General features: G+C 59.9%; 11 protein-coding genes. 6 read left to right on the forward strand and 5 right to left on the reverse strand.

The annotated features are described in order from the left end of the window. Window positions 1–401 precede the first annotated feature (401 nt). Genes BMW49_RS08930 through BMW49_RS08940 form a run of 3 tightly spaced genes read left to right on the forward strand, consistent with a single transcriptional unit; the run spans window position 402 to window position 5297 of the window. Window positions 402–1757, forward strand: a complete 1356-nt coding sequence (locus BMW49_RS08930; protein WP_069518265.1) for a TolC family outer membrane protein — start codon at window positions 402–404, stop codon at window positions 1755–1757. 12 nt (window positions 1758–1769) lie between these two features. Continuing rightward, window positions 1770–3926: a type I secretion system permease/ATPase gene (locus tag BMW49_RS08935; protein ID WP_069518267.1), complete on the forward strand. Its 2157-nt coding sequence runs from the start codon at window positions 1770–1772 to the stop codon at window positions 3924–3926. Window positions 3927–3938: 12 nt separating this feature from the next. After that, complete coding sequence (locus tag BMW49_RS08940; protein WP_069518269.1) at window positions 3939–5297, forward strand: HlyD family type I secretion periplasmic adaptor subunit; 1359 nt, start codon at window positions 3939–3941, stop codon at window positions 5295–5297. A gap of 3 nt (window positions 5298–5300) precedes the next feature. On the opposite strand, the gene BMW49_RS08945 is transcribed toward BMW49_RS08940, so the two are convergent. From BMW49_RS08945 to BMW49_RS08965, 5 genes are all read right to left on the reverse strand, one after another. Beyond that, window positions 5301–5903 (reverse strand): tRNA-uridine aminocarboxypropyltransferase, encoded by a 603-nt coding sequence (locus BMW49_RS08945; RefSeq protein WP_069518271.1) that lies wholly within the window; start codon window positions 5901–5903, stop codon window positions 5301–5303. 276 nt (window positions 5904–6179) lie between these two features. Then, window positions 6180–8879, reverse strand: coding sequence for a M16 family metallopeptidase (locus BMW49_RS08950; RefSeq protein ID WP_083251710.1), 2700 nt, complete (start codon window positions 8877–8879; stop codon window positions 6180–6182). Between the two features lie 55 nt (window positions 8880–8934). Next, complete coding sequence (locus BMW49_RS08955) at window positions 8935–10518, reverse strand: AAA family ATPase (RefSeq protein ID WP_069518273.1); 1584 nt, start codon at window positions 10516–10518, stop codon at window positions 8935–8937. A gap of 74 nt (window positions 10519–10592) precedes the next feature. Further along, window positions 10593–13238: a TonB-dependent siderophore receptor gene (locus BMW49_RS08960; RefSeq protein WP_069518275.1), complete on the reverse strand. Its 2646-nt coding sequence runs from the start codon at window positions 13236–13238 to the stop codon at window positions 10593–10595. Window positions 13239–13303: 65 nt separating this feature from the next. Beyond that, window positions 13304–16030, reverse strand: coding sequence for a M16 family metallopeptidase (locus tag BMW49_RS08965; protein ID WP_069518278.1), 2727 nt, complete (start codon window positions 16028–16030; stop codon window positions 13304–13306). Window positions 16031–16178: 148 nt separating this feature from the next. Here BMW49_RS08965 and BMW49_RS08970 point away from each other — a divergent pair, with 148 nt between their 5' ends. From BMW49_RS08970 to exbB, 3 genes are all read left to right on the forward strand, one after another. Then, on the forward strand, window positions 16179–17927 hold the full coding sequence (locus BMW49_RS08970; protein WP_069518281.1) for an ABC transporter ATP-binding protein/permease: 1749 nt from the start codon (window positions 16179–16181) through the stop codon (window positions 17925–17927). 48 nt (window positions 17928–17975) lie between these two features. Further along, window positions 17976–19739, forward strand: a complete 1764-nt coding sequence (locus BMW49_RS08975; protein ID WP_069518283.1) for an ABC transporter ATP-binding protein/permease — start codon at window positions 17976–17978, stop codon at window positions 19737–19739. Window positions 19740–20099: 360 nt separating this feature from the next. After that, complete coding sequence (exbB, locus tag BMW49_RS08980) at window positions 20100–20813, forward strand: tonB-system energizer ExbB (RefSeq protein ID WP_167362794.1); 714 nt, start codon at window positions 20100–20102, stop codon at window positions 20811–20813.

Raw genomic sequence — 20813 nt, forward strand, 5'->3', positions numbered from 1 at the left:
AAAGCACCTTCCACAACGCCGGGCATAATCCAGTGCAGTTGAGTGAGAAGCAACGGTGCGCATGCTTTGAAAAAATGACGCGTCATAAAAATGTCGCACATTTATCCCCGTCCAAACTCAACAACCAACCCCGTCCCAGCTCGTGTCAAGCCCTTTGTAGCCTTTAAATTTTATGACCCGGTCTTAAATCAAACCCAAGAAAACGGGAATATATTGAAAAACATTGTGTTGTTTTTCACAATTTGCATAAGATTTTTTTGGCATATGATATATGAAGAATTGTTCCAAGGCTCTATAGGAAATATTCGTAAGCTGCGCCTTTAGAAAGGCTGACTGCTTCGAAAGAAGAAAAAGTCAATTAATTGGCGACACGAAACACTACAAAAAGGAGATTTCATTCCATGCGGGAACTACATTCGTTATGGGTAGGCGTTGCCATGACCCTGGCCTGTGCCCAAGCTCATGCCATCACCCTGTCTGAAGCTATCCAGAGCACTCTGGATAACCACCCGGAAATCAGCGCCGGTATAAACAGTCGCCTGTCTGCCGATGACGAGGTGAAGATCGCCAAAGGTGGCTACCTGCCGACCGTCGACCTGCTGGTTGGCTATGGCCGAGAGAACACCGACAGTCCCAGCACACGAGCTCTGGGCGATCACAACACAGAAACCCTGAACAACCGTAACGCCGAAGTACGCTTGCGGCAAATGCTCTTCGACGGCTTCGCCACACCCAATGAAGTGAACCGTACCGAAGCGGTGGTCAACTCACGGGCCTACCGAGTGCTGGGCACCTCCGAGAGCCTGGCGCTGCGCACCGTGGAGGTGTACCTGGAGGTGCTCAAGCGCCGCGAGATGGTCAGCCTGGCGCAGAACAACCTGCTCGCCCACCAACGCATCAATGACCAGATCGACCTGCGCAGCCGCCAGGGTGTGGGCAGCAATGCCGACTTCGATCAGTCCAGTGCGCGCCTGGCCCTGGCGGAAAACAACCTCTATACCGAGCAGGTCAACCTGGCCGACGCCGAAGCCAGTTTTGTCAGCGTGGTCGGCCATCTGCCGGATCAGCTTGTCACCCCATCGACCGCCCGCAGCGCATTACCCGCAGACCTGGCCAGTGCACGCCAGGCCGTACTGGAAAATAACCCCTTCCTGAAATCGGCCCAGGCCGACGTGAATGCCGCAGAACAACAGTACGAGGTAGCAAAATCACCGTTCTACCCACGTTTTGACGTGGAGCTGGCGACCAGCGCCGACGACAACGTGCAGGGCGATGAAGGCCACTACAACAGCTGGCGCGCCGCGGTGGTGATGAACTACAACCTGTTCAATGGCATGCGCGACAAGGCGCGCCTGAGCTCGACCTCGCACCAGATCAACGAGGCCATGGACATTCGCAACAACGCCCTGCGTCAGCTCAACGAGAACCTCGCCCTGGCCTGGAACGCCATGGAAAACGCCCGTTTGCAGACCCCCAGAGCGCGCAGCTACGCCGACAACACGGCACGGGTACGCGAGGCTTATCAGCAACAGTTCGGCCTCGGTCAGCGCACCCTGTTAGACTTGCTCGACAGCGAAAACGAGCTGTTCACGGCCAACCGTCGCTACAGCGAAGTGCGTTACACCGAGGAGTACTCGATGTTCCGCGTGATCGCTGCCATGGGTGATCTGCTGCGTCAGCAGCAGGTCGTCGTACCAGCCGCTGCCGTCGCCCTCTCCGATGTGAAGAGTCAAGCCCGGCTGCCGGAGATGAAGTAGCAGGAGCCTGGCATGACCAGCATGGAACGAAGCGGGCCCGCAGTCGACCCGCGCCTGGGTCACGATGACCCCTTGCTCGACGGATTGTTGATCCTCTGCCGCCTGCACGGCTGCAGCGTCAGCCGTGGCAGTCTGAGTGCCGGCCTGCCGCTGGCGCAACAACGCCTGAGTGCCGAACTGCTGCCGCGCGCCGCCGCCCGCGCTGCATTGCAGGGCCGCGTGCTGCGCCGTGAGCTGAGCGCCATCGACGCCCTCAATCTGCCGGTACTGTTGTTATTTAACGATGGCCGCTGCGCCGTGTTGCGTCAGTGGGATGGCGACCGTGCGTTGATTCTGCCGTGCGAAGCCGATGGCGGCGAGCAGTGGGTCAGCCGCGACGAGCTGGCTACGGTATATGCCGGCCAGGCGTTTTTTGCCCGCCCCCGACATACCCTTGAAGATGCCCGTAGCCCGCTGCTGCCCAGGGTCGAGGCCTGGTTTCGCGACACCCTGAAACTGTCGCGCTGGCTGTACACCGACGCCGTACTGGCCAGCCTGATCATCAACCTGCTGGGGCTGATGGTGCCGCTGTTCGTCATGCAGACCTACGACCGCGTAGTGCCCAACCAGGCACTCTCGACCCTGTGGGTGCTGGCCATTGGTTTGCTTATCGGCTCGGGCTTCGAGTTGCTGCTGCGGGTGCTGCGCGCGAACCTGCTCGACAGCGCCGGCAAGAAGACCGACGTGGTGCTCTCGGCCACCCTGTTCGAGCGCATCACCGGCATGTCGATGAGCGCCCGCCCGGCCACCATCGGCGGCTTCGCCCAAAGCATCCATGACTTCCAGGGCCTGCGTGAATTTCTCACGGCAGTGACCCTGACCAGCCTGATTGACCTGCCCTTTGCCCTGCTGATGATCCTGGTCATCGGCCTGCTTGGCGGCTGGCTGGTACTCATCCCACTGCTGGCCTTTCCGCTGACCATGGGCTTTGCCCTGCTGATCCAGATGCGTCTGCGCGACACCGTGCAAAAGAGCCTGGCCCTGGGCGCCCAGCGCCAGGCGCTGCTGATCGAAACCCTTGGCGGCCTGGAAATGCTCAAGAGCTGCGGCGCCGAGAGCGAACGCCAACACCAGTGGGAAAAGACCCACGGCGCCCTCACCCGCCTGGACAGCCACGCCCGCTACCTGGCCTCACTGGCCACCAACGGCACGCTGTTCTTCCAGCAACTCGCCGGCATGGCGACCATAGTCGCCGGTGTCTACATGATCATCGCCGGCCAGCTCAGCGTCGGTGCGCTGGTCGCCTGCTACATGCTCGGCAGCCGGGTGCTGGCGCCGCTAGGGCAAATCGCCGGGCTGATCACCCGCTACCAGCAGGCGCGCCTGACCATGACCAGCACCGATGCGCTCATGGCCCTGCCGCAAGAACGCCAGGCCAGCCAGCGGCCACTCGAGCGGACCCAATTACAGGGCGCCATCGAACTACGCCAGGTCGGCTTCAACTACGCCGGTCAGGGCCAGCCGGCCTTGGCCGGGATCAATCTGAAAATCGCCGCTGGCGAGCGGGTCGGCATCATTGGCCGCAGCGGCTCGGGCAAAAGCACCCTGGCCCGCTTGCTGATGGCCTTCTACACCCCGAGTGAAGGCCAGGTGCTGCTCGACAACCTCGACCTGCGTCAGCTGGATGTCTCCGACCTGCGCCACCAGATCGGCTACGTCGCCCACGACCTGCCCCTGCTGGCCGGCAGCCTGCGCGACAACCTGACGTTGGGCGCGCGCTACGTCAACGACGCGCGCATGCTCGAAGTCGCCGAGATGACCGGTGTCAGCGAACTGGCGCGGCAACACCCGCAAGGCTACGACCGCCCCGTGGGCGAACGCGGCCAACTGCTCTCCGGCGGCCAGCGCCAGGCCGTGCTGCTGGCCCGCGCACTGCTGCTCGACCCGCCGATCCTGCTGCTCGACGAACCCACCAGCGCCATGGACAACACCAGCGAGGAAACCCTGCGCCAACGCCTGCAAAGCCTGGCCCAAGGCAAGACACTGCTGCTGATCACCCACCGTACCAGCATGCTCAGCCTGGTCGACCGCCTGGTGGTGCTGGACCAAGGTCATATCGTCGCCGACGGGCCTAAGGACGCGGTCATCGATGCCCTGCGCAAGGGCCGTGTCGGCCCCGCAGCCGCCTAAGGAAGTCTTGCCATGTCCAAACCCTCCTCAACACCTGGCTACTTCAGCGGCTGGCGCCGACAGCGCGAAGACCTCGCCTACATGCCCGAAGTGGAAGGCGCCATCCTGGAGAACAGCCCCTGGTTCAGCCGTGTTACCGTCTGGGCGGTCAGTGCCTGCCTGCTGTCGGCACTGGTCTGGGCAAATTTCGCAGTGCTCGATGAAGTCACCACCGCCGAGGGCAAGGCGATCCCGTCAAGCAAGATCCAGGTGATCCAGAACCTGGAAGGCGGCATCGTCAGCGAAATCTTCGTGCGCGACGGCCAGGTGGTGGAGAAAGACGCCGTGCTGCTGCGCCTGGACGACACCCGGTTTCTCTCCAACCAGGGGGAAACCGAAGCCGATCGCCTGTCGCTGACCGCGCGCATCGAGCGCCTGAGTGCCGAAGCCGAGGGCCGCGAACTGGTGATGCCCGAGGAAATCAGCCGCGAAGCGCCGCAACTGGCCGAAGATGAGCTGGCCCTGTACCGCTCGCGCCAACAACGCCTGCAAAGCGAGCAACGTACCCTGGGCGAGCAGTTGCGGCAGAAGAGCCAGGAGTTGGCCGAATACCGCTCCAAAGCCCAGCAATACCGCTCCAGCCTGGAACTGCTGCAGCAGGAACTGAATATGTCACAACCGCTGGTCGCCACTGGAGCGATTTCCCAAGTGGAAATTCTGCGCCTGCAACGCAGCGCCGTGGAAGCACGCGGCGCCTTGAACGCCACGACCCTGGCGATCCCGCGGGCGGAATCGGCGATCAGTGAAATCCGTAGCAAGGTCGAAGAATCGGAACTGGCCTTTCGTTCCGAAGCCTTCCGCGAACTCAACGAGCTGCGCACCGAACTGAAGAAGATCACCGCCACCCGCTCGGCCATCGAAGACCGGGTCAGCCGCACTACCGTCACCTCTCCAGTGCGCGGCATCATCAAGCAGCTCAAGGTCAACACCATCGGTGGTGTGGTGCAGCCCGGCAGTGACATGTTGGAGATCGTACCGCTGGACGACAGCCTGCTGATCGAGGCCAAGGTCCGCCCGCAAGATGTGGCCTTTTTGCACCCTGGGCAGAAAGCCATGGTCAAGTTCAGTGCCTATGACTACACCCTCTACGGTGGGCTCAAGGCGCAGTTGGAGCTGATCAGCGCCGACACCATCACCGATGAGGAAGGCAACAGTTTCTACCTGATTCAGGTACGCACCGACCGCAGCCATTTAGGCAGCGACGAGCAACCACTGCTGATCATCCCAGGGATGGTCGCCACGGTCGACATCATCACCGGCAACAAGAGCGTGCTCGACTACCTGCTAAAGCCCGTGCTCAAGGCCCGCTCCGAAGCATTGCGCGAGCGCTGAGTCTTACGCCTGCCTGTGCCCATGGTTGCGCAGAAAGGTTTCCTCGCCCATCGCCGCAATCTGCCCCTCGATCAAGGCATCGAAGGGACGTAGCAGGGCCTCGAATGTGGACGGCGCCTCCAACACCTGCAATGCCTCGACTATCGCCTCGATGGTCGAGAGCGCACCCGCCTCAGGCGCCTTGCGCAGGCGATAGCGCGAGGCGCCCACAGCGCTCAGGCGAACCCGCGGCAAGGCCGCCAGAATGGGATTCAGGTGCAACAGCTTGCGCGCCTTGCGCCAGGTGCCGTCGGGCACCACCAGCAACAGCGGCGTATCGGTCTTCGCCGGTACTGTCAGCACCTGCGCTTCGTCTCCCGGAAATAGCAGGCAAGGCCGATAGCCCGGCTGCTCCAGCCACTGCGCGAGATCATCGAATACTTCACCCACACAGAGTTGCGCATTACGCAACCCCAGGGCCGCCAGGCGTGCGGTATTCAGGGCATGGGTGGTTTCGCTCGGGTGTTGCAGAATCAGCACCCGCGTGCGGCTATCGATATCTGGGATCAACGCGCACAGGCAATGCGTGAGCGGACGTTGGCAGCGGGGGCATAAGGGTCGGGACATGCTGCGCAGTTTGCCATGAAGCAGAACATAAGACAGCTCGCCGCGGTGCCCTGGTGTCGTGACACAAATCAAACGTCGGTCAATGCCAGGGCGCGCGGGAGGGGCCGGGCGGCGTTCAAGGATTATCGCGAATAAAAGCTAGGCGCCCCCTTCGCGCCTACAGATAGCGACCAACTATGTGCAGTGACACTAGGGGTCTACTCCCGTTTCGTCGCAAGCCGCGTTGCCGCGAACGAAACGGCAACAGACCCTAGCACTATCGACCAAACACACGGCTCAATAATGGGACGGATAGAGGCTTTCACCAAGATCGGTAATCCGCCCCATAGGCCCCCAGTCAAGCGCGTTCAGCGCCGCGCCGATGCGTTGCAAATCGCCCACCACGATCCAGGTCAACTGCTCAGGCTGCACGATCTGCCGAGCCAGGTGCTGCACCTCGTCGACATGCAGGTCGGCCAGTTGCTGGCAGTAACCCTGCCAGTAGTCATCCGGCAAACGGTACTTCAAGAGGTGTTCAATGCTGCCACTAAGCCGGTCCAGGCAATCGGTCATCCCTGCCAAACCGAGCAGCATACTCTCTCGACTCTTTTCGACCTCCTGCGCGGTGAACGGACGCTGCGCTAGAACATCCCGATAGATCTGCCGGATCTCCAGCATCGCATCGCTCGTTCGCGCATCATCCACTGTGGCTTGCACCCCCCAGAGTTTGGGACCGATACCGTCACTAAGCAGGCTGCCTACCCCATAGGTCCAGGCGTTTTCCTCACGCAAGCGCATGTTTAAGCGCGAACCGAAACCGTTGCCGAGGATTTCGTTGAGCACTGCGAAGGGGGCGAATTCGGCAAGTGCTATTTGAATCAGAGAACCGGCGAACAGCGTCGCTTGCACCGCGCCAGGCCGGTCCACGACGAACAGCCCTGGGCGTGGACTGAACTCGCACGGGATAGGCCGTTGTGGTGATCGACAAGGATGCCACTGCGCAAATCGAGGTTGGATACAGTCCAGCACCTCGGCCAGCGAGACATCCCCGGTCACCACCAGGCTGGTCCGCTCGGGACCGATGTAACGTTGATAAAAATCCTGCACCTCGGCAACCCTCACAGCTTGCAGGCTGGCCTGGGTACATTGGTTGAACGCTGGCCGGGCATAGGGATGCCCTTCGGGATAAAGCAGCCCAGGTGCCAGGCGTTGCACCAGGGCCGGCGCGGAGGTCGCTTCCTGGGCCAGTTCATCGAGCATGCTGGCACGGATGCGTTCAAAAACGGCCTCAGGGAGTCGCGGATGCAGCAGCAGGTCGCCCAACAGATCGACCGCCTCGGCAAGGTTGCTGCGTAATGTGCGCAACCTGATCCAGCTACAATCCTGGTTGCCACCCAAGGAAATACTCGCCCCGATCTGCTGGAAGGCTGCAGTGAGCGCCTCGCCGTCACGCGCGCCCGCGCCGCCTTCCAGCATCAGCCGCCGGGTCAGACGTGCCAGCCCGGCGCGCGCTGCCGGTTCGACTGCCGCTCCCGCATCTACACGCAACAGCAGATTCACCACCGGCAGTCCCGCGCGGGGGTTCAACAGTACCTGCAAGCCATTGTTCAGCCGCTTTCTGTGCACTTCGAGCGAAGGCGCAGACCACGCATCCCGCCTGATCGCCGGTACCGGGCGTAACGCCATGCCCTGGCGTTCAGCGACATTACATGTGAACGGCACGACCCAAAGGGTGTAGCACTGCTCATTCAACCACTGCAGCGCAGTGGCTCGAATCGATTCGGCAGTAGCACTGCCCCGCTGCGCCAGTACCTGATGGAAACCATCCGGGCGCCCCAACAACACCTGACTCGAGCTGAACAATTCGGCGATGGCAGCCATGGTTTCATGCTGGTTGAGGAACCCCGCCCATTGGGCCATCTTGACCCGCTGCAGATCATCGACCGCGATACCCTGGGTGACCAGCAAACCTATTTCATCTTGTATTGCCTGCTCGAGATCAGCCAGGGAAACCTCTGGTCGGGCGATGGCAGTAACGATGAACTGACTGGCCAGCATACCGCTGGAAATATCTGCACTCGTCTCCACAGCCAGGGGGCGCTGCACAACCAGACGCTGGTGCAAACGACTGGACAAGCCGTTGGCCAGCAGGTCAGCCAGCAGGCCCAAGCGCGTGTGATGGGCATTGCCATAGGGCGGGATGTTCCAGATCAGTCGCACACAGCCATGCGCCACACGATCCTCCAGCACCTCTCGCGTACCGGGCACGATGGGCGGCACCTGGATGGCAGGACGACTCAAGGGTGGCCCGGATGCAATCCAGCCGAAGTACAGCTCGACCTTGGCTTTTGCGGTGGCCATATCAATGTCGCCCGCCAGAGTCAGGACTGCATTAGACGGGGTGTAATAGCGCCGAAACCAGGCATGCACATCCTCCAGGCGCGCGTTCAGCAGATCCTCCTCTGCGCCCAGCACCGTATGGGCATAAGGGTGGCCCTGGGGATAGGTGGCGCGCAACTGCCGCTCATGAATGCCGCCGTAGGGGACGCTCTCGGTCTGGCGCTTCTCGTTGAGCACGACATTGCGCTGCAGGTCCAACGTGGCCTGGCTCACCGTGTCGATAAAGCATCCCATTCGATCGGACTCGGCGAACAACACAAAATCCAGGGCTGCAGTGGGCACGGTCGCGTAATAATTGGTGCGGTCGTGACTGGTGGTGCCATTGAGGTCCGTCGCGCCGGCCTCAATCAAGTGATTGAGGAAGGAACCGGGAAGGTTGCGACTACCGCCAAACATCAAATGCTCGAACAAGTGCGCAAAACCGGTCTGACCCGGCCCCTCGTCCTTGGAACCGACGCGATACCACAGGTTGAGCGCAACCTGTGGGGATGTCCGGTTCTCATGCACGATAAGCGTCAGCCCATTGTCTAGCACACAGGTATCAAAGGTCGTGCTGAACGCCTCCTCGAAGCCCTGGGCCTGCGTCGTAACCATCATTCAAACACTCCTGGCGGAAACAGCGTCACCTCACGCAGAGGCGAGTTAAGTGACATTACCAACCGCAGGCATCACTGCCGCAGGCGCCAGCATCCGTCACCGGATAGCTGCCCGTACCGCCGACACGCAGGCTGTCATCCCCCAAGCTATCGGCCATCAGGCCGCGCAGACGGATAACTTCGTCAATCGCATTCTGCAGATAAGTACCTGCCTGGAGTTCGCGGCGCTGTTTGACGATGTCCATTGCATACAGCGCCTTGGCATCGCTGACGACTCGCCGCAGGTCCGCCGGTGTGAAGCCCTCTGTGGTTTCGGCGAGGTCTTGGAACATCACCGGCGCGCTCGTCGGCAAACCGCAGCCCTCTACCCAGCGCTCGAGGATGCGGGCCCGTATCGGCGCAGCCGGTACATGGGTCTGCAGCCATAGTTCGACACGCCCGGAGCGCAGCAAGGCCTCGGGCACCAGCGCGGCGTTCATCGCCGTCATCATCACGCACACACCACTGGCCGATTCGCTTTCCAAGCCGTCCAGCAAGGTCAACAGGTAGCGCTCCAGGCCGGCGATATGGTCGATTTTGAACAGCAAGTCGGCGTCATCAATAAACAACACCGAAGGCGCATTCTCCTTGGCCTCGTTGACCACACTTTGCAGCTTGCCGAAGAAATTGCCGGGAGGCTCACTGACAAAGGAGCCATCAATGAGAAAGAACTTGCCTTTCATTCGGTGGGCCAAGGCCCTGCCGATGCTGGTTTTCCCAGTGCCGGGCGGGCCGTAAAGCAGGACGCCACGCTTGGGCTTAAGCCCCAACTGCATTGCCAACTGGCGATTTTCCAGCGGCAACACAATATGGGTTTCCAGGGCCTCGACGATATGCTCGGCGCCCGGCAGGCGGTCGAAGGTCAGCGCCTCAACTTCCGAAACCCGCGTGTTGCTGCTCAACACATAACGGCTCAAGGTATCGATCAACTGCTCGCCGGTCAGCTCCAGGTTATCGAGCGTATGCAGGTTGAACAGGGTCCGCAGTTGATGGCCGTTGAGCAACGCGGCGTAGCGATAGACCAGTTGGAAGTCGGTCGCAGCCACGCGCGCCTCGCCCAGCAGGTTGCGCGCAATCGCCTGATAATCAGCAGGCGAAAACGCCGGCAGGCTCAATGCCGCCATAAAATCGCCGTACACATCGCCCACGCTTTCCCAGGCCTGCGGCGGTGAGCCGGCGAGCACCAGGCGCTTGTTATCGCGGCCAGCTTTGGCGATCAATTGGCGCATGGCCAACATCGGGAAATAACCACCACGGGTATCCGAACGGCCGCTCACGCTGGCGATGTAGTGATAGTCATCAATGACCACCACTGGATATTGCTCAAGCGCTTGCTCGATGCGCAGGCGCACCGCTTCGTCCCAGTTTTGCGCAGACACACTGCGGCAGGCATCAACGACTGTTTCAGCACTGATCAAGGTGCCGCCCATGGCATCGGCCAAGTGCTGCAAAACCAGGGTCTTGCCACTGCCGGTGGAACCCATCAGCACGATAGCCGGCATAATCGCCAACAGGTCCAACAGTTGCTGATAAACCTTGGCCTGGCTGGGGGCCAAGGCAGGCAGTAAGGTATTTTCTGAAGCCTTGATAATTGCAGTCATCGTTAGATATCCAAATTCGGAGAATAGAGCGCCGTTTCCCATCACTGAGAAATAATTAAAACAAGTGGAATTAGTTAGTCAAAGCTACCGGTTAGCGACAACATAAAGTTACGTGGTTCGCCATACCAAAAACCACCAGAAAACTGACCTACGGTTTGGTAGTAGGTTTTGTCGAATAAATTTTCGACATTCAATGCAACATTCCAATTGTCATCAATTTGGTATGCGGCGCGGGCAGAGACTACCGCATAAGGCTTACCCTCAAAGTTAAATTCACTGTAGTTAAAATTATCATCGAAAACCCCACCCGCCACATAGGTAGCAGACTGTGCCTTCACGCCGATACCAAGCTGCGTGCGATCGAGTATTTCATTGCCGCTCAGGTTAAAACTATTCCAAACTTTCAAATTGTGCTTGGGCGACTGCGTGTGCAACGGCTTGCCTCTCTGGAGCGGATCAGTAACACCCGCTTGCTGGTTCATATTAAAGCTGTAACCGAGACTTGCCTGCCAATAAGGAGTAATTTGCCCGGTTACTTCAAAGTCAATACCACGACTTAAATCCGGGGAAGTTGCATTGGTGAAGTAACCTTGGCGGCCTCCACCGAGATCGATTGTCGCATCGGTCAACTGCCCGGTTTGCTCATCGATGTATAACACCGGTACGGCTGTGCCAATGCGTTCGTTGCGGTATACCGACAATGACGCATTCAGCAGGCCGTCAGCACTGGCAAACTTCAAACCGCCCTCAATGCTGGTCCCGGTCAGTGGCGCAACCGGGGCACCACTGAGGGTAATGCTGCCCAACTGCGGCGTGTAAACATCGGTATAACTGGCGTACAACGACCACTCGGGCGCGAGGTCGAAAACAGCGGCGTAATAGGGCCGTTCAAATTCGCGAGCTGAACTGATAATGGCCTCTTTGGTGATAACCATCTCGGGGCCAGAAAAGTCATAAGCATTTAGCGTCGCGCGGTCCAAGTAGCGGTTCAAACGCCAACCGGTAATCAAGTGCAGCGGCTCCCACGGAGTAATCTCAACGCGAGCATAGAGCCCCCACTGCTTCAAGTCGTTGTATTGCAGATCGTCATACTGATCGGCAGGGATCGGCGGTTTGGGCACGCTGGAGTCGAACGGCAGAACGCTGACAATGGGTGCGCCGTTCGGGTAGATATCGCTAGTGCGGCCATTGCCGGGTGCGGTGTAGTACGACTTGATCTTCTGGTAGTTACCACCCAGCAACACTTTTTGGGTCAGGCCAAACACCTCGAAATGGCCATTCAGGTTGATATCCAATGAGTCCTGGGTGCTGTTTGTCTTACTGGCGTAAGTAGTCAGATACACGCCACTGCCATCGCGTGAAATGCTCCCATCGGGGAAGGCGCTCAATGTGTCGTTGTCCTGATCCAGACGGGTGAACTTTATGCTTAAGTCCGCGTTATCGCCCAACTGTTGCCTGAGAGAGGCAAACACTTCCTTGGTCTCGGTATTTAAGTGCGTCCAGGGATAGGTCCAGGCGGTACTGCGGGGTAGCTCGGGGTCGTCGCCATTGCCGTACATCGATAGACCGCCCTCCCAGGGCGTGGCATGCATCCGCGAGTAACTGCCGCCGAGCTCGAACAATGTGTTGTCAGTGAGATCGGCCTCCAAGGTGCCATAGATCAGCTTGGTGTCATCGTTGGCGATGTCATAAAAATATTTTCGGTCCTGCCAGGTCACCACCCCCCGGCCACGCAACCGCCCATCGAAACCCAATGGCCCGGAGACATCGAACGAGGTCCGGTAGTTGTCCCAGGAGCCCGCCTGCATGGTGATTGCGGTCTGGGCATGATCGAGCGGCTTCTTGCGCACCAAGTTGACCGAGCCGCCGATGGCATCGCCGTTGCCGTTGAACAGCCCATCGGAACCACGCAGCAGCTCCATATGGTCATACATCGACATATCGAAGTTGGGCCTTAGCCGATACGAGCTGATCGCTCCCACAATAAACGGTGAGCCGCCATCGATCTGGATATTCTTGATCTCATAACCGCGCGAATAGAACATCTGATCCAGGGAGCCCGTACCCTGCAACACGGTAATACCCGTCGCCTGCTCCATGGCCTCGCCCAGGGTCTTGATGTTCTGCTGCTTCATCCGCTCCTCGGTAATTACGCTAACCGACTGCGGGGTGTCCTTGATGCTGCTCGGCCCCTTTGAACCAACACTGAGCCGCGGCCCATTCAAGCTGCCCGAGCCCTCGGTTGCGGTCACATCGCGGCTTCCATTTCCACCACCCCTGAACTGCGTACCCGCAGCGCCACTGAGCCCCTCGACTCGTACCGGGCCCAATACGCGCTCAGCAGAATCGGGCTTCGGCCCTGCCGCAAAGACTTGCACCGTGTCAGTGCCAACGAAGCGGAAGCTCAGGGGAGTCCCCTGCAACAGCGCCGTCAAAGCCGTATCACTGGTGTAACTGCCCTTCAGGCCACTGCTGGACAGCCCCAGCACCAATTCCCCGGGAACCAATAGTTGCAAACCACTTTGCCGACCGAACTGCAGCAGCGCACTGCCTAAACTGCCAGAGGTAATCGTGTAATCACGCGCCTCATCCGCAACACGCTTGGCATTTACACTGGCCGGCGCAACTTCCGCAGTTGCCAGACTGCTAAAGCTTGCAGCCTGCGCAACAGCAAGCGCCAATAAGCATGAAATAAAAGGCCATTCTTTTTTGGCTGCCATTACATCGTCTCCCCATATGAGTTCCTATGAATTAAACGACTGAGTGCCTCCCTCACCACAATGACTCAACCATTAATTTGCGTGGCCGCATATAATTCAATCTGATTACTCGGTAGATAGCGCATGGGCAAGCCCAGCAAGCTATTCAACTCATTTTCAAAACCCTCAAGATCGCCGGCGATATACCAGAAACTATTATCCAGCCGAATATATTCACGGACACAGTGATTGAGCTCACTGAGTTCTAGCGCCTGCAGCTTGTCTGCCGCCTGACGCCAATGGTCGGCGCCCTGTTCGACGTACAGGGCATGCTCCAGAATCGCCGCCATCGACGCTGGCGAATCACCCAGCATGGTCAGTTGCAGCAACTCGCTGCGGCGCGCCGCCTCAAGCTCGACTGCCGTGAAGGGCCGCGTGTCCAGCATGCTGCGCAGTTCAGTAACGATCTCTGCGACCGCTGCGCCGACATTCCCAGCGGCCACCGTGAGCTCAAAGCCCATAAAACGGTAACCGGGTAGTTCGCTCATCAAGCCACTAACGCCATAGGTCAGCTGGCGATGCTCACGCAGGCGCTGGTTGATCCGCGAATCGAAACTCTCACCAAGCAATTTGTAGAGCGCGGTCAACACCGCGTCCCGCCCCTGCGCCGGAACATCGAACAACACGCTGATGGTCGTCAGTGGCATGCCCGGATAATCGGCCAGGGCCACCTGCCCCATGCTCGCGCAGCCGGCTTGCGGGTATGCATCGGCAACACCGGCAACGCCGGTCTGCCAGACGCCAAAATGGCGCTGCAGCATCGGCTCCAGGGCGTCCTGGTCAATGTCACCAACGACGAGCAGGCGGGCATTCTCGGGGCGGTAATAGGCCTGATGGAAAGCCTGGGCATCCGCCACCCGCAGTTGCTGCAGTGATGCCAGGGTTCCCTCCCGGAACAGCGGTTTGGCATAGCCATGCCCAGCTGGAAAAATCAGCGCGGGCATCACCACCAGAATCCCGGAGCGTTGCACGCTCGCCTCCAGGCTCTCCTGACGCAGTGCCTCGAACGCCTGCTCATCCAGCCAAGGCGCCTGAATCGCCGCAGCCAGCAAGGCCAGTCCCGGCTCCAGCACCGCCCGCGAAAACTGCAGGCGCAGGGTCATCCGCTCAACGCTTGTGCCCAGCTCGAAAGTCGCCCCTATACCGCGCAACGCCTCATTGAATGCCCCCGGGTCCAGCTCACCCGCCCCGCCCCCGAGCAGACCGAAGGTGAGTTGCGCCAACCCGGCCTGGGCCATCGGCTCCTGCAAGGGGGCCGCAGCCAGCAGCAGGCTGACCGACATCAGCGCTTGCCCCGCCCGCGGTACAAAGGTGACGTCCAGCCCATTGCCCAGACGCAGCTGCTGCATGGCCGGCAAACGCAACGGCGGCGACAGGGCGATGGTCGGCGGCGTAGTGCGTAATGGGCCGCTGCCAGGCGCCCACGTCAGTGCGGGCGGCGACACCTGCAGCACCAAGCCATCGTCTCCCAGCCATTCGCGCAACATGGCTCTAAGCTCTGCTGCCTCAAGCCGCAGCAGGCGCTCCAGCACCTCACGGTGAGCCCCGGGGTAGCCATACAACAGCTCGCTGAAGCCCAGCATGTGCGCCACCGTATGGTTGCTCCCGGATGCCTGCAGCGCCCCGGTCAAATGGCCGCGCTTGCACAGCTCCAACTCTTCCCAACCCGGTCCTTCGGCGGCTAGTTCGGCCAGCACTTCGCGCACGACCCGTTCCACGTGAGCATGGGTCTGGCCGGGCAAGAGCATTACCGAAATATTGAAGTAACAGGCAAGCATCCCGGTCTCGACATAAGCGGAAACCTGACTCGCGAGCTGCAACTCATGTTCCAGGCGCCAACTCAGCCGCGCACGCCAGTGACCGGTCAGGAGTTCGGCTAGCAACTGCATCCCCAAGGTCACTGGATGACCGTTGCGCGGCAGGGGCCAGGCCATCCGCAACAATGCCGGAGCCCCCCAAAACTGCTGAGCCCGGCGTTGTGCACCCACGCAAGGTACGGGACATGCCAGGGTTCGCTCCAATGGCTCGCCGGGAGCAATGTCACCGAACCAGTGCGTCACCTTCGCCAGTGCTTCGTCAGCGGTGATCGCCCCCGCCAGGCAAATCACCGCATTGTTCGGGCGGTAATAGCGCGCAAACCAGGCCTTGGCATCGGCGAGTGTCGCCTGACGCAGATCGCGCTCACTGCCAAATACGCTGTGTGCATAAGGATGGTCAGCGGGAAACAGCCCCCGCAACACCATCGCCGGCACCTTGCCGAGGGGCTGCAGCTCGGCTTCGCGCATTTCGTTGATGACCACCTCGCGCTGCACATCCATAGCCGCCTGATTCAGGCTGTTGGCGAAGCAGCCCATGCGGTCGGATTCGGCAAACAGGACAAAATCCAGCGCGCCCTGCGATACACACTGAAAGTAGTGGGTGAGATCGGCATCGGTGACGGCATTCAGCTCGCTGGCACCCGCACCCTGCAAATGCGCAATGTAATTGCCGGGCAGGTTATCGCTGCCGGAAAACATCAAGTGCTCGAACAGGTGCGCAAAACCATGCAGACCAGGCGGCTCATCCTTGGCCCCCACGCCATAGAACAGATGCACGGCGACCTGCGGCACCTCAGGACGCTCGTGCACGATCAGCACCAGGCCGTTGGGTAGCACGAAACGCTGATAGGCCAACACCGGCAATTGCGCCAGCTCATCAATAATCGCCGGCCGGGGGGAAGCAGTCGAAGAAGCGGAATCGGTCGAGAAACTCATGAGCAACCTGCCAAAGACGGCTCGCGGTGCGCGAGCCTGGATGCAGGGAGAACGAGTACCTCACCCAATCACCACACTTCAGGTTGTCAGTGCGGGTAAAGCGCTTGTCACTCGTTCTTTGAACATTCCCTCGTCCGGATCAGTGTTCATGCCTACCGCACCGCTCATCTACAACGACCCGCGCAACGCCAAATTAAACGGTCTGTTCTTTCGCCGGTTGTACCGCTTGTGCCTGCCCTATTGGACGCGCAAGGACGCTTGGAAATCCTGGCTGGCACTGGCGCTGCTGCTGGGCTCAGCGAGCGGTTTCGCCGTGCTCGGCGGTTATCTCTCCCAGCTTACGGCAGACACCACCAATGCCCTGGTGGACAAGGATCAGGTCTATTGGCGGCTGATGATCTGGATGAGTTTCGTGGGCCTGCTGATTTCAGGCGCAACCCTGACTACCAGCCTGATCAGCACCAAACTGCTGCTGCATTGGCGCGAGTGGATGACCGCCAAACTGATGGACGACTACCTGGACAAGCGCACCTATTACGAAATTCAGAAGAACGACCTGCTCGACAACCCGGACCAGCGCATTCAGGAGGAAGTGGCGCCGTTCTGCCAGACCATGATGGGCATTCCGCAATACATCTTCAGTTCACTGACCATGCTGGGGGTGCAGGCCGGTGTTCTCATGAGCATCTCTATGTCGATGTTCTGGGCGGTGATCATCTATTCCGTGGTCAATACCCTGATCACCCTCTGGCTGTATCACCCACTGATCAAGCAATACTGGAACAGCACCATGGCCAACGCCGAGCTGCGCTCCAGCCTGATGCACCTGCGCAATAACGCGGAGAACATTGCCTTCTACCGGGGCGAAAAAAACGAGCGCAGTACCCTGCAATCGCGCCTGAACGATCTGGCAACGGCACAGATGAGGATCATCCTCTACAACCTGCGCATCAGCAGCGTGACGGAGGTGATGGGGAAAATTTTCAACTTGCTGCCGCTGATTTTCATCGTGCCGCTGTATTTTCAGGGCGAGTTCCAATTTGGCACCATCGACCAGGCCACTGCGGCCGCCGCCATGATGCTGAGCGGCTTATCCACCATCAACACCTTTATCCCAACGCTGACGCAAGTGGTGCCCACCACCGTACGCCTGGCCGAGATACAGGAAAAACTCCAGGAGGTGATCGCTGCCGCAAAGAAAGACAGCACCTCGCGGATCAGCCTGGGCGAGGCTCAGACAATTCGCCTGAACCAGGTCGATATTTACACGCCACAAGGCGAACAGCTTCTGGTCAAAGACCTGTCGATCGGCATCGAGCCGGGCCAGCACACCGTCATCATTGGCCAAACCGGGGTCGGCAAAAGCTCTCTTCTACGCGCCCTTGCAGGGCTCTGGACGCGCGGCCATGGACAGATCGAGATGCCGTCGATCGAGCACCTGATGTTCATTCCCCAGCGCCCGTACATGATCCTCTCCGATCTGCGCTCACAACTGCTGTACCCGCGCATTGATGACCAGGTCGACGATGACCGCCTGTACCGAGCGTTCGCCAGCCTGGGCCAGGCCGACTTCATCGATCAACACGATGGTCTCGATAGCATCAAGGACTGGCGCCGCACCTTATCCCTCGGCGAACAACAACTGGTGGCGTTCGCGCGCATTGTGCTGCGCCAACCGCGCTACCTGTTCCTCGACGAAGCCACGAGCGCCCTCGACATCCAAAGCGAACAACGGGTTTATCAGTGCCTGAGCGAGCTGGGCATCACCTTTATCAGTGTCGGCCACCGCGAAAGCATCCTGCCCTTCCATCGTCAGACCCTGCAGCTGCTCGCTGAAGGTCATTGGCATGTCACGCAACAGAGCGAGCGGGCGTTACCTAGCCCGGCACTGGCCTGAGCCGCCCAGGCGCCTTCTTATACAGCCTGCCGAACATCGGAGATATTCATGGCCATCCTGCTTTCGGAACTGCAGAACGACCCGCGCAAGTACCGCATCGACGGGCTGTTCTTTCGCCGTGTCTACCAGCTCTGCCTACCCTACTGGACCCGCGCGGATGCCTGGAAATCCTGGCTGACCGTGGCCGGCATGCTGGCGATGATGAGCGCGTTCAGTGTTTCTGGTGCCTATATCTCGCAGGTCGGCGCCGACGTGACCAACGCCCTGGTCGACAAAAAGCCGGAACTGTACTGGGGCCTGATCATCTGGCTGACCCTGCTGGGCCTCATGCGCTTCGCGGCAGGCTTGCTGCAGCAATTCGTCGGCGCCTATCTGGATCAGCATTGGTGGAAATGGCTGACCGGCTACCTGATGGACAACTACCTGGGGAAACGCACCTATTACGAGATCACTCTGGACGAGAAAATCGACAACCCCGACCAGCGCATTCAAGAGGAAGTCGGCCCGCTGTGCAGCACCGCCGCGATGGTGCCGTATCAGTTTTTCGGGTCGATCCTCGACATGAGCGTGCAGGGCTTCATCCTGATGAGCATCTCCCCCGTGATGTTCATCAGCGTGCTGATTTTTGCGGTCTTCCAGACGGTGGTCACCCTGTACATCTACAAGCCCACCATCAAACAGAACTTCGACATCACCGTGGCCGAAGCCGACCTGCGTTATGGCCTGACCCATGTGCGTGATAACGCGGAAAATATCGCCTTCTATCAGGGCGAAGCCGTCGAACGCCAACACCTGCTGCTGCGTTTACGCAACGCCATCACCAAACAGATGCGCCTGGCCATCTACAGCCTCTACATGGGCATGATCGGCGAAGGCACCAGCCTGATCTGGACAGCCCTGCCCCTGGTGATTCTCGTGCCGCTGTATTTCGCCGGCGATATCGACTACGGCACCATCGGCCAAGCCACCCTCTCGGCCGGCATGTTGCTGTCCAGCCTATCGCTGCTGATGAACTTCATTCCCTTGCTCAGCCAGGCCGTCCCACGCGCCATTCGCCTGGCCGAGATCCATGAAAAATTTATCGCGCTGCAACACAACAGCCCCAGCGGCGAGGGCGAAAAGCGTATTGACCTGCAGGCAGGCGACACGATCCGCCTGGAGCACGTCAGTCTGCAGACGCCTGGTGGCGAACAAGCCTTGGTGCGCGACCTCAACCTGGACCTGAAGATCGATGCGCGCCTGGTCATAATCGGCCGCACCGGCATCGGCAAAAGCTCGCTATTGCGTGCCATGGCTGGGCTCTGGAGACGCGGCGAAGGCCGCATCGTGCTGCCCGACGGTGAGCGCGACTGCCTGTTCCTGCCGCAACGGCCCTATACCTTCAAGAGCGATCTGCGCAGCCAATTGCTTTACCCCAATCTTGACGCCCAGGTCAGCGACCAGGAGCTGCAGGCGCTATTGAATAAGGTCGCCCTGGACAGTTTGCTGGAAAAACACGGTAGCCTGGATACAGTCAAGGACTGGGCCCGCGTTCTTTCCCTCGGCGAACAGCAACGCATCGCCTTTGCGCGCATTTTGTTACTGCGCCCACGCTACGTGTTTCTCGACGAGGCCAGCAGCGCCCTCGACCCCAGCACTGAAGCCAAGCTCTACCAAATGCTGGAAGACGAAGGCTTCAGTTACATCAGTATCGGCCACCGTCCCAGCCTGTTGCGCTACCACACCGAAGCACTACGCCTGCTCGATGAGGGCAAGTGGCAACTCCTGCCCGCCACCTCGGTCCAGCTCACCGCCAACGAGGCTCAACTATGAGCTCGTGGTAAACGCCAGCGCAGAAAATCCCAGAAAATGTGCAAACCCACTGAGGGAAATACAACCGCGGCTCGTTTACTCATTGACCCTGCTGCAAAGCAGGCCTAGATGACAACCGTATGCGTGGCCCGAACGATGCCTCAAAAAAAACCTCACCACTCGTCCGCTGGCAAGCCACCCAGCAAGCGCAGCCAATTGCCCGTGCTGCTGGTGCTGCTCACCACCCTGGCAGCCCCTCTCATTGCGACAGCCGGGTCGGCTAGCGAGTCGCCGCCCATAACGGACATCGCTCCCACTGCCGTTGCTCCCGCAGTGACTGAAACGCCTGAGATGCCCCCTGAAGCGCTCCCCGAGATACCTGTGCAGCCTCCCGAAGCCGCGCACATCTCGGCCAAGCTGTCACCGCAGGACATGTACCAACAGGCCGATAGTGTGGTGCGGACCATCATGATTGTGCTGATGGGCTGCTCCGTACTGAGCTGGACCATCTGGCTCGGCAAAGCCATGGAGCTTAGCCGACTGCACCAGCGCTTACGCACCAGCTTGAAAACACTCGGGGACATGCGTCGACTGCAAGAAACGAAAATCGTTGCCGACCCCATTGCCGCGAAAATGCTCGACATCGCCACCCTTGAAGTAGCCTCTGTGCGCAGAGAGGGTTACCTGATTGCCGAGACCCTCAACGAGCGCGTGGCAGCGCGCATCGGTCGGGTCGAGATGCAAGCAAGCAAAAAGCTCGCGTCGAATACCGGCATTCTCGCCTCCATCGCCGCCGTAGCACCCTTTGTCGGTCTGCTGGGCACGGTCTGGGGCATCATGAACAGCTTCACCAGCATCGCGCAGATGCAAACCACCAATCTCGCCGTGGTCGCGCCAGGCATCGCCGAAGCCCTGCTGGCCACAGCTATGGGGCTGTTTGCCGCGATCCCTGCGGTGGTGCTGTACAACATTCTAAGTCGTCAGGTCGGCAATTGCCGGGTTCAACTGGGCGACCTGTCGACCCAGGTGATGTGCCTACTCAGTCGCGAAGTGGACTACCTGCAACCTGTTCACTCTCTCAGCAAGGCGGTGTGA

Source organism: Pseudomonas cuatrocienegasensis (assembly GCF_900110925.1).
In the GTDB taxonomy this organism is placed as follows: domain Bacteria; phylum Pseudomonadota; class Gammaproteobacteria; order Pseudomonadales; family Pseudomonadaceae; genus Aquipseudomonas; species Aquipseudomonas cuatrocienegasensis.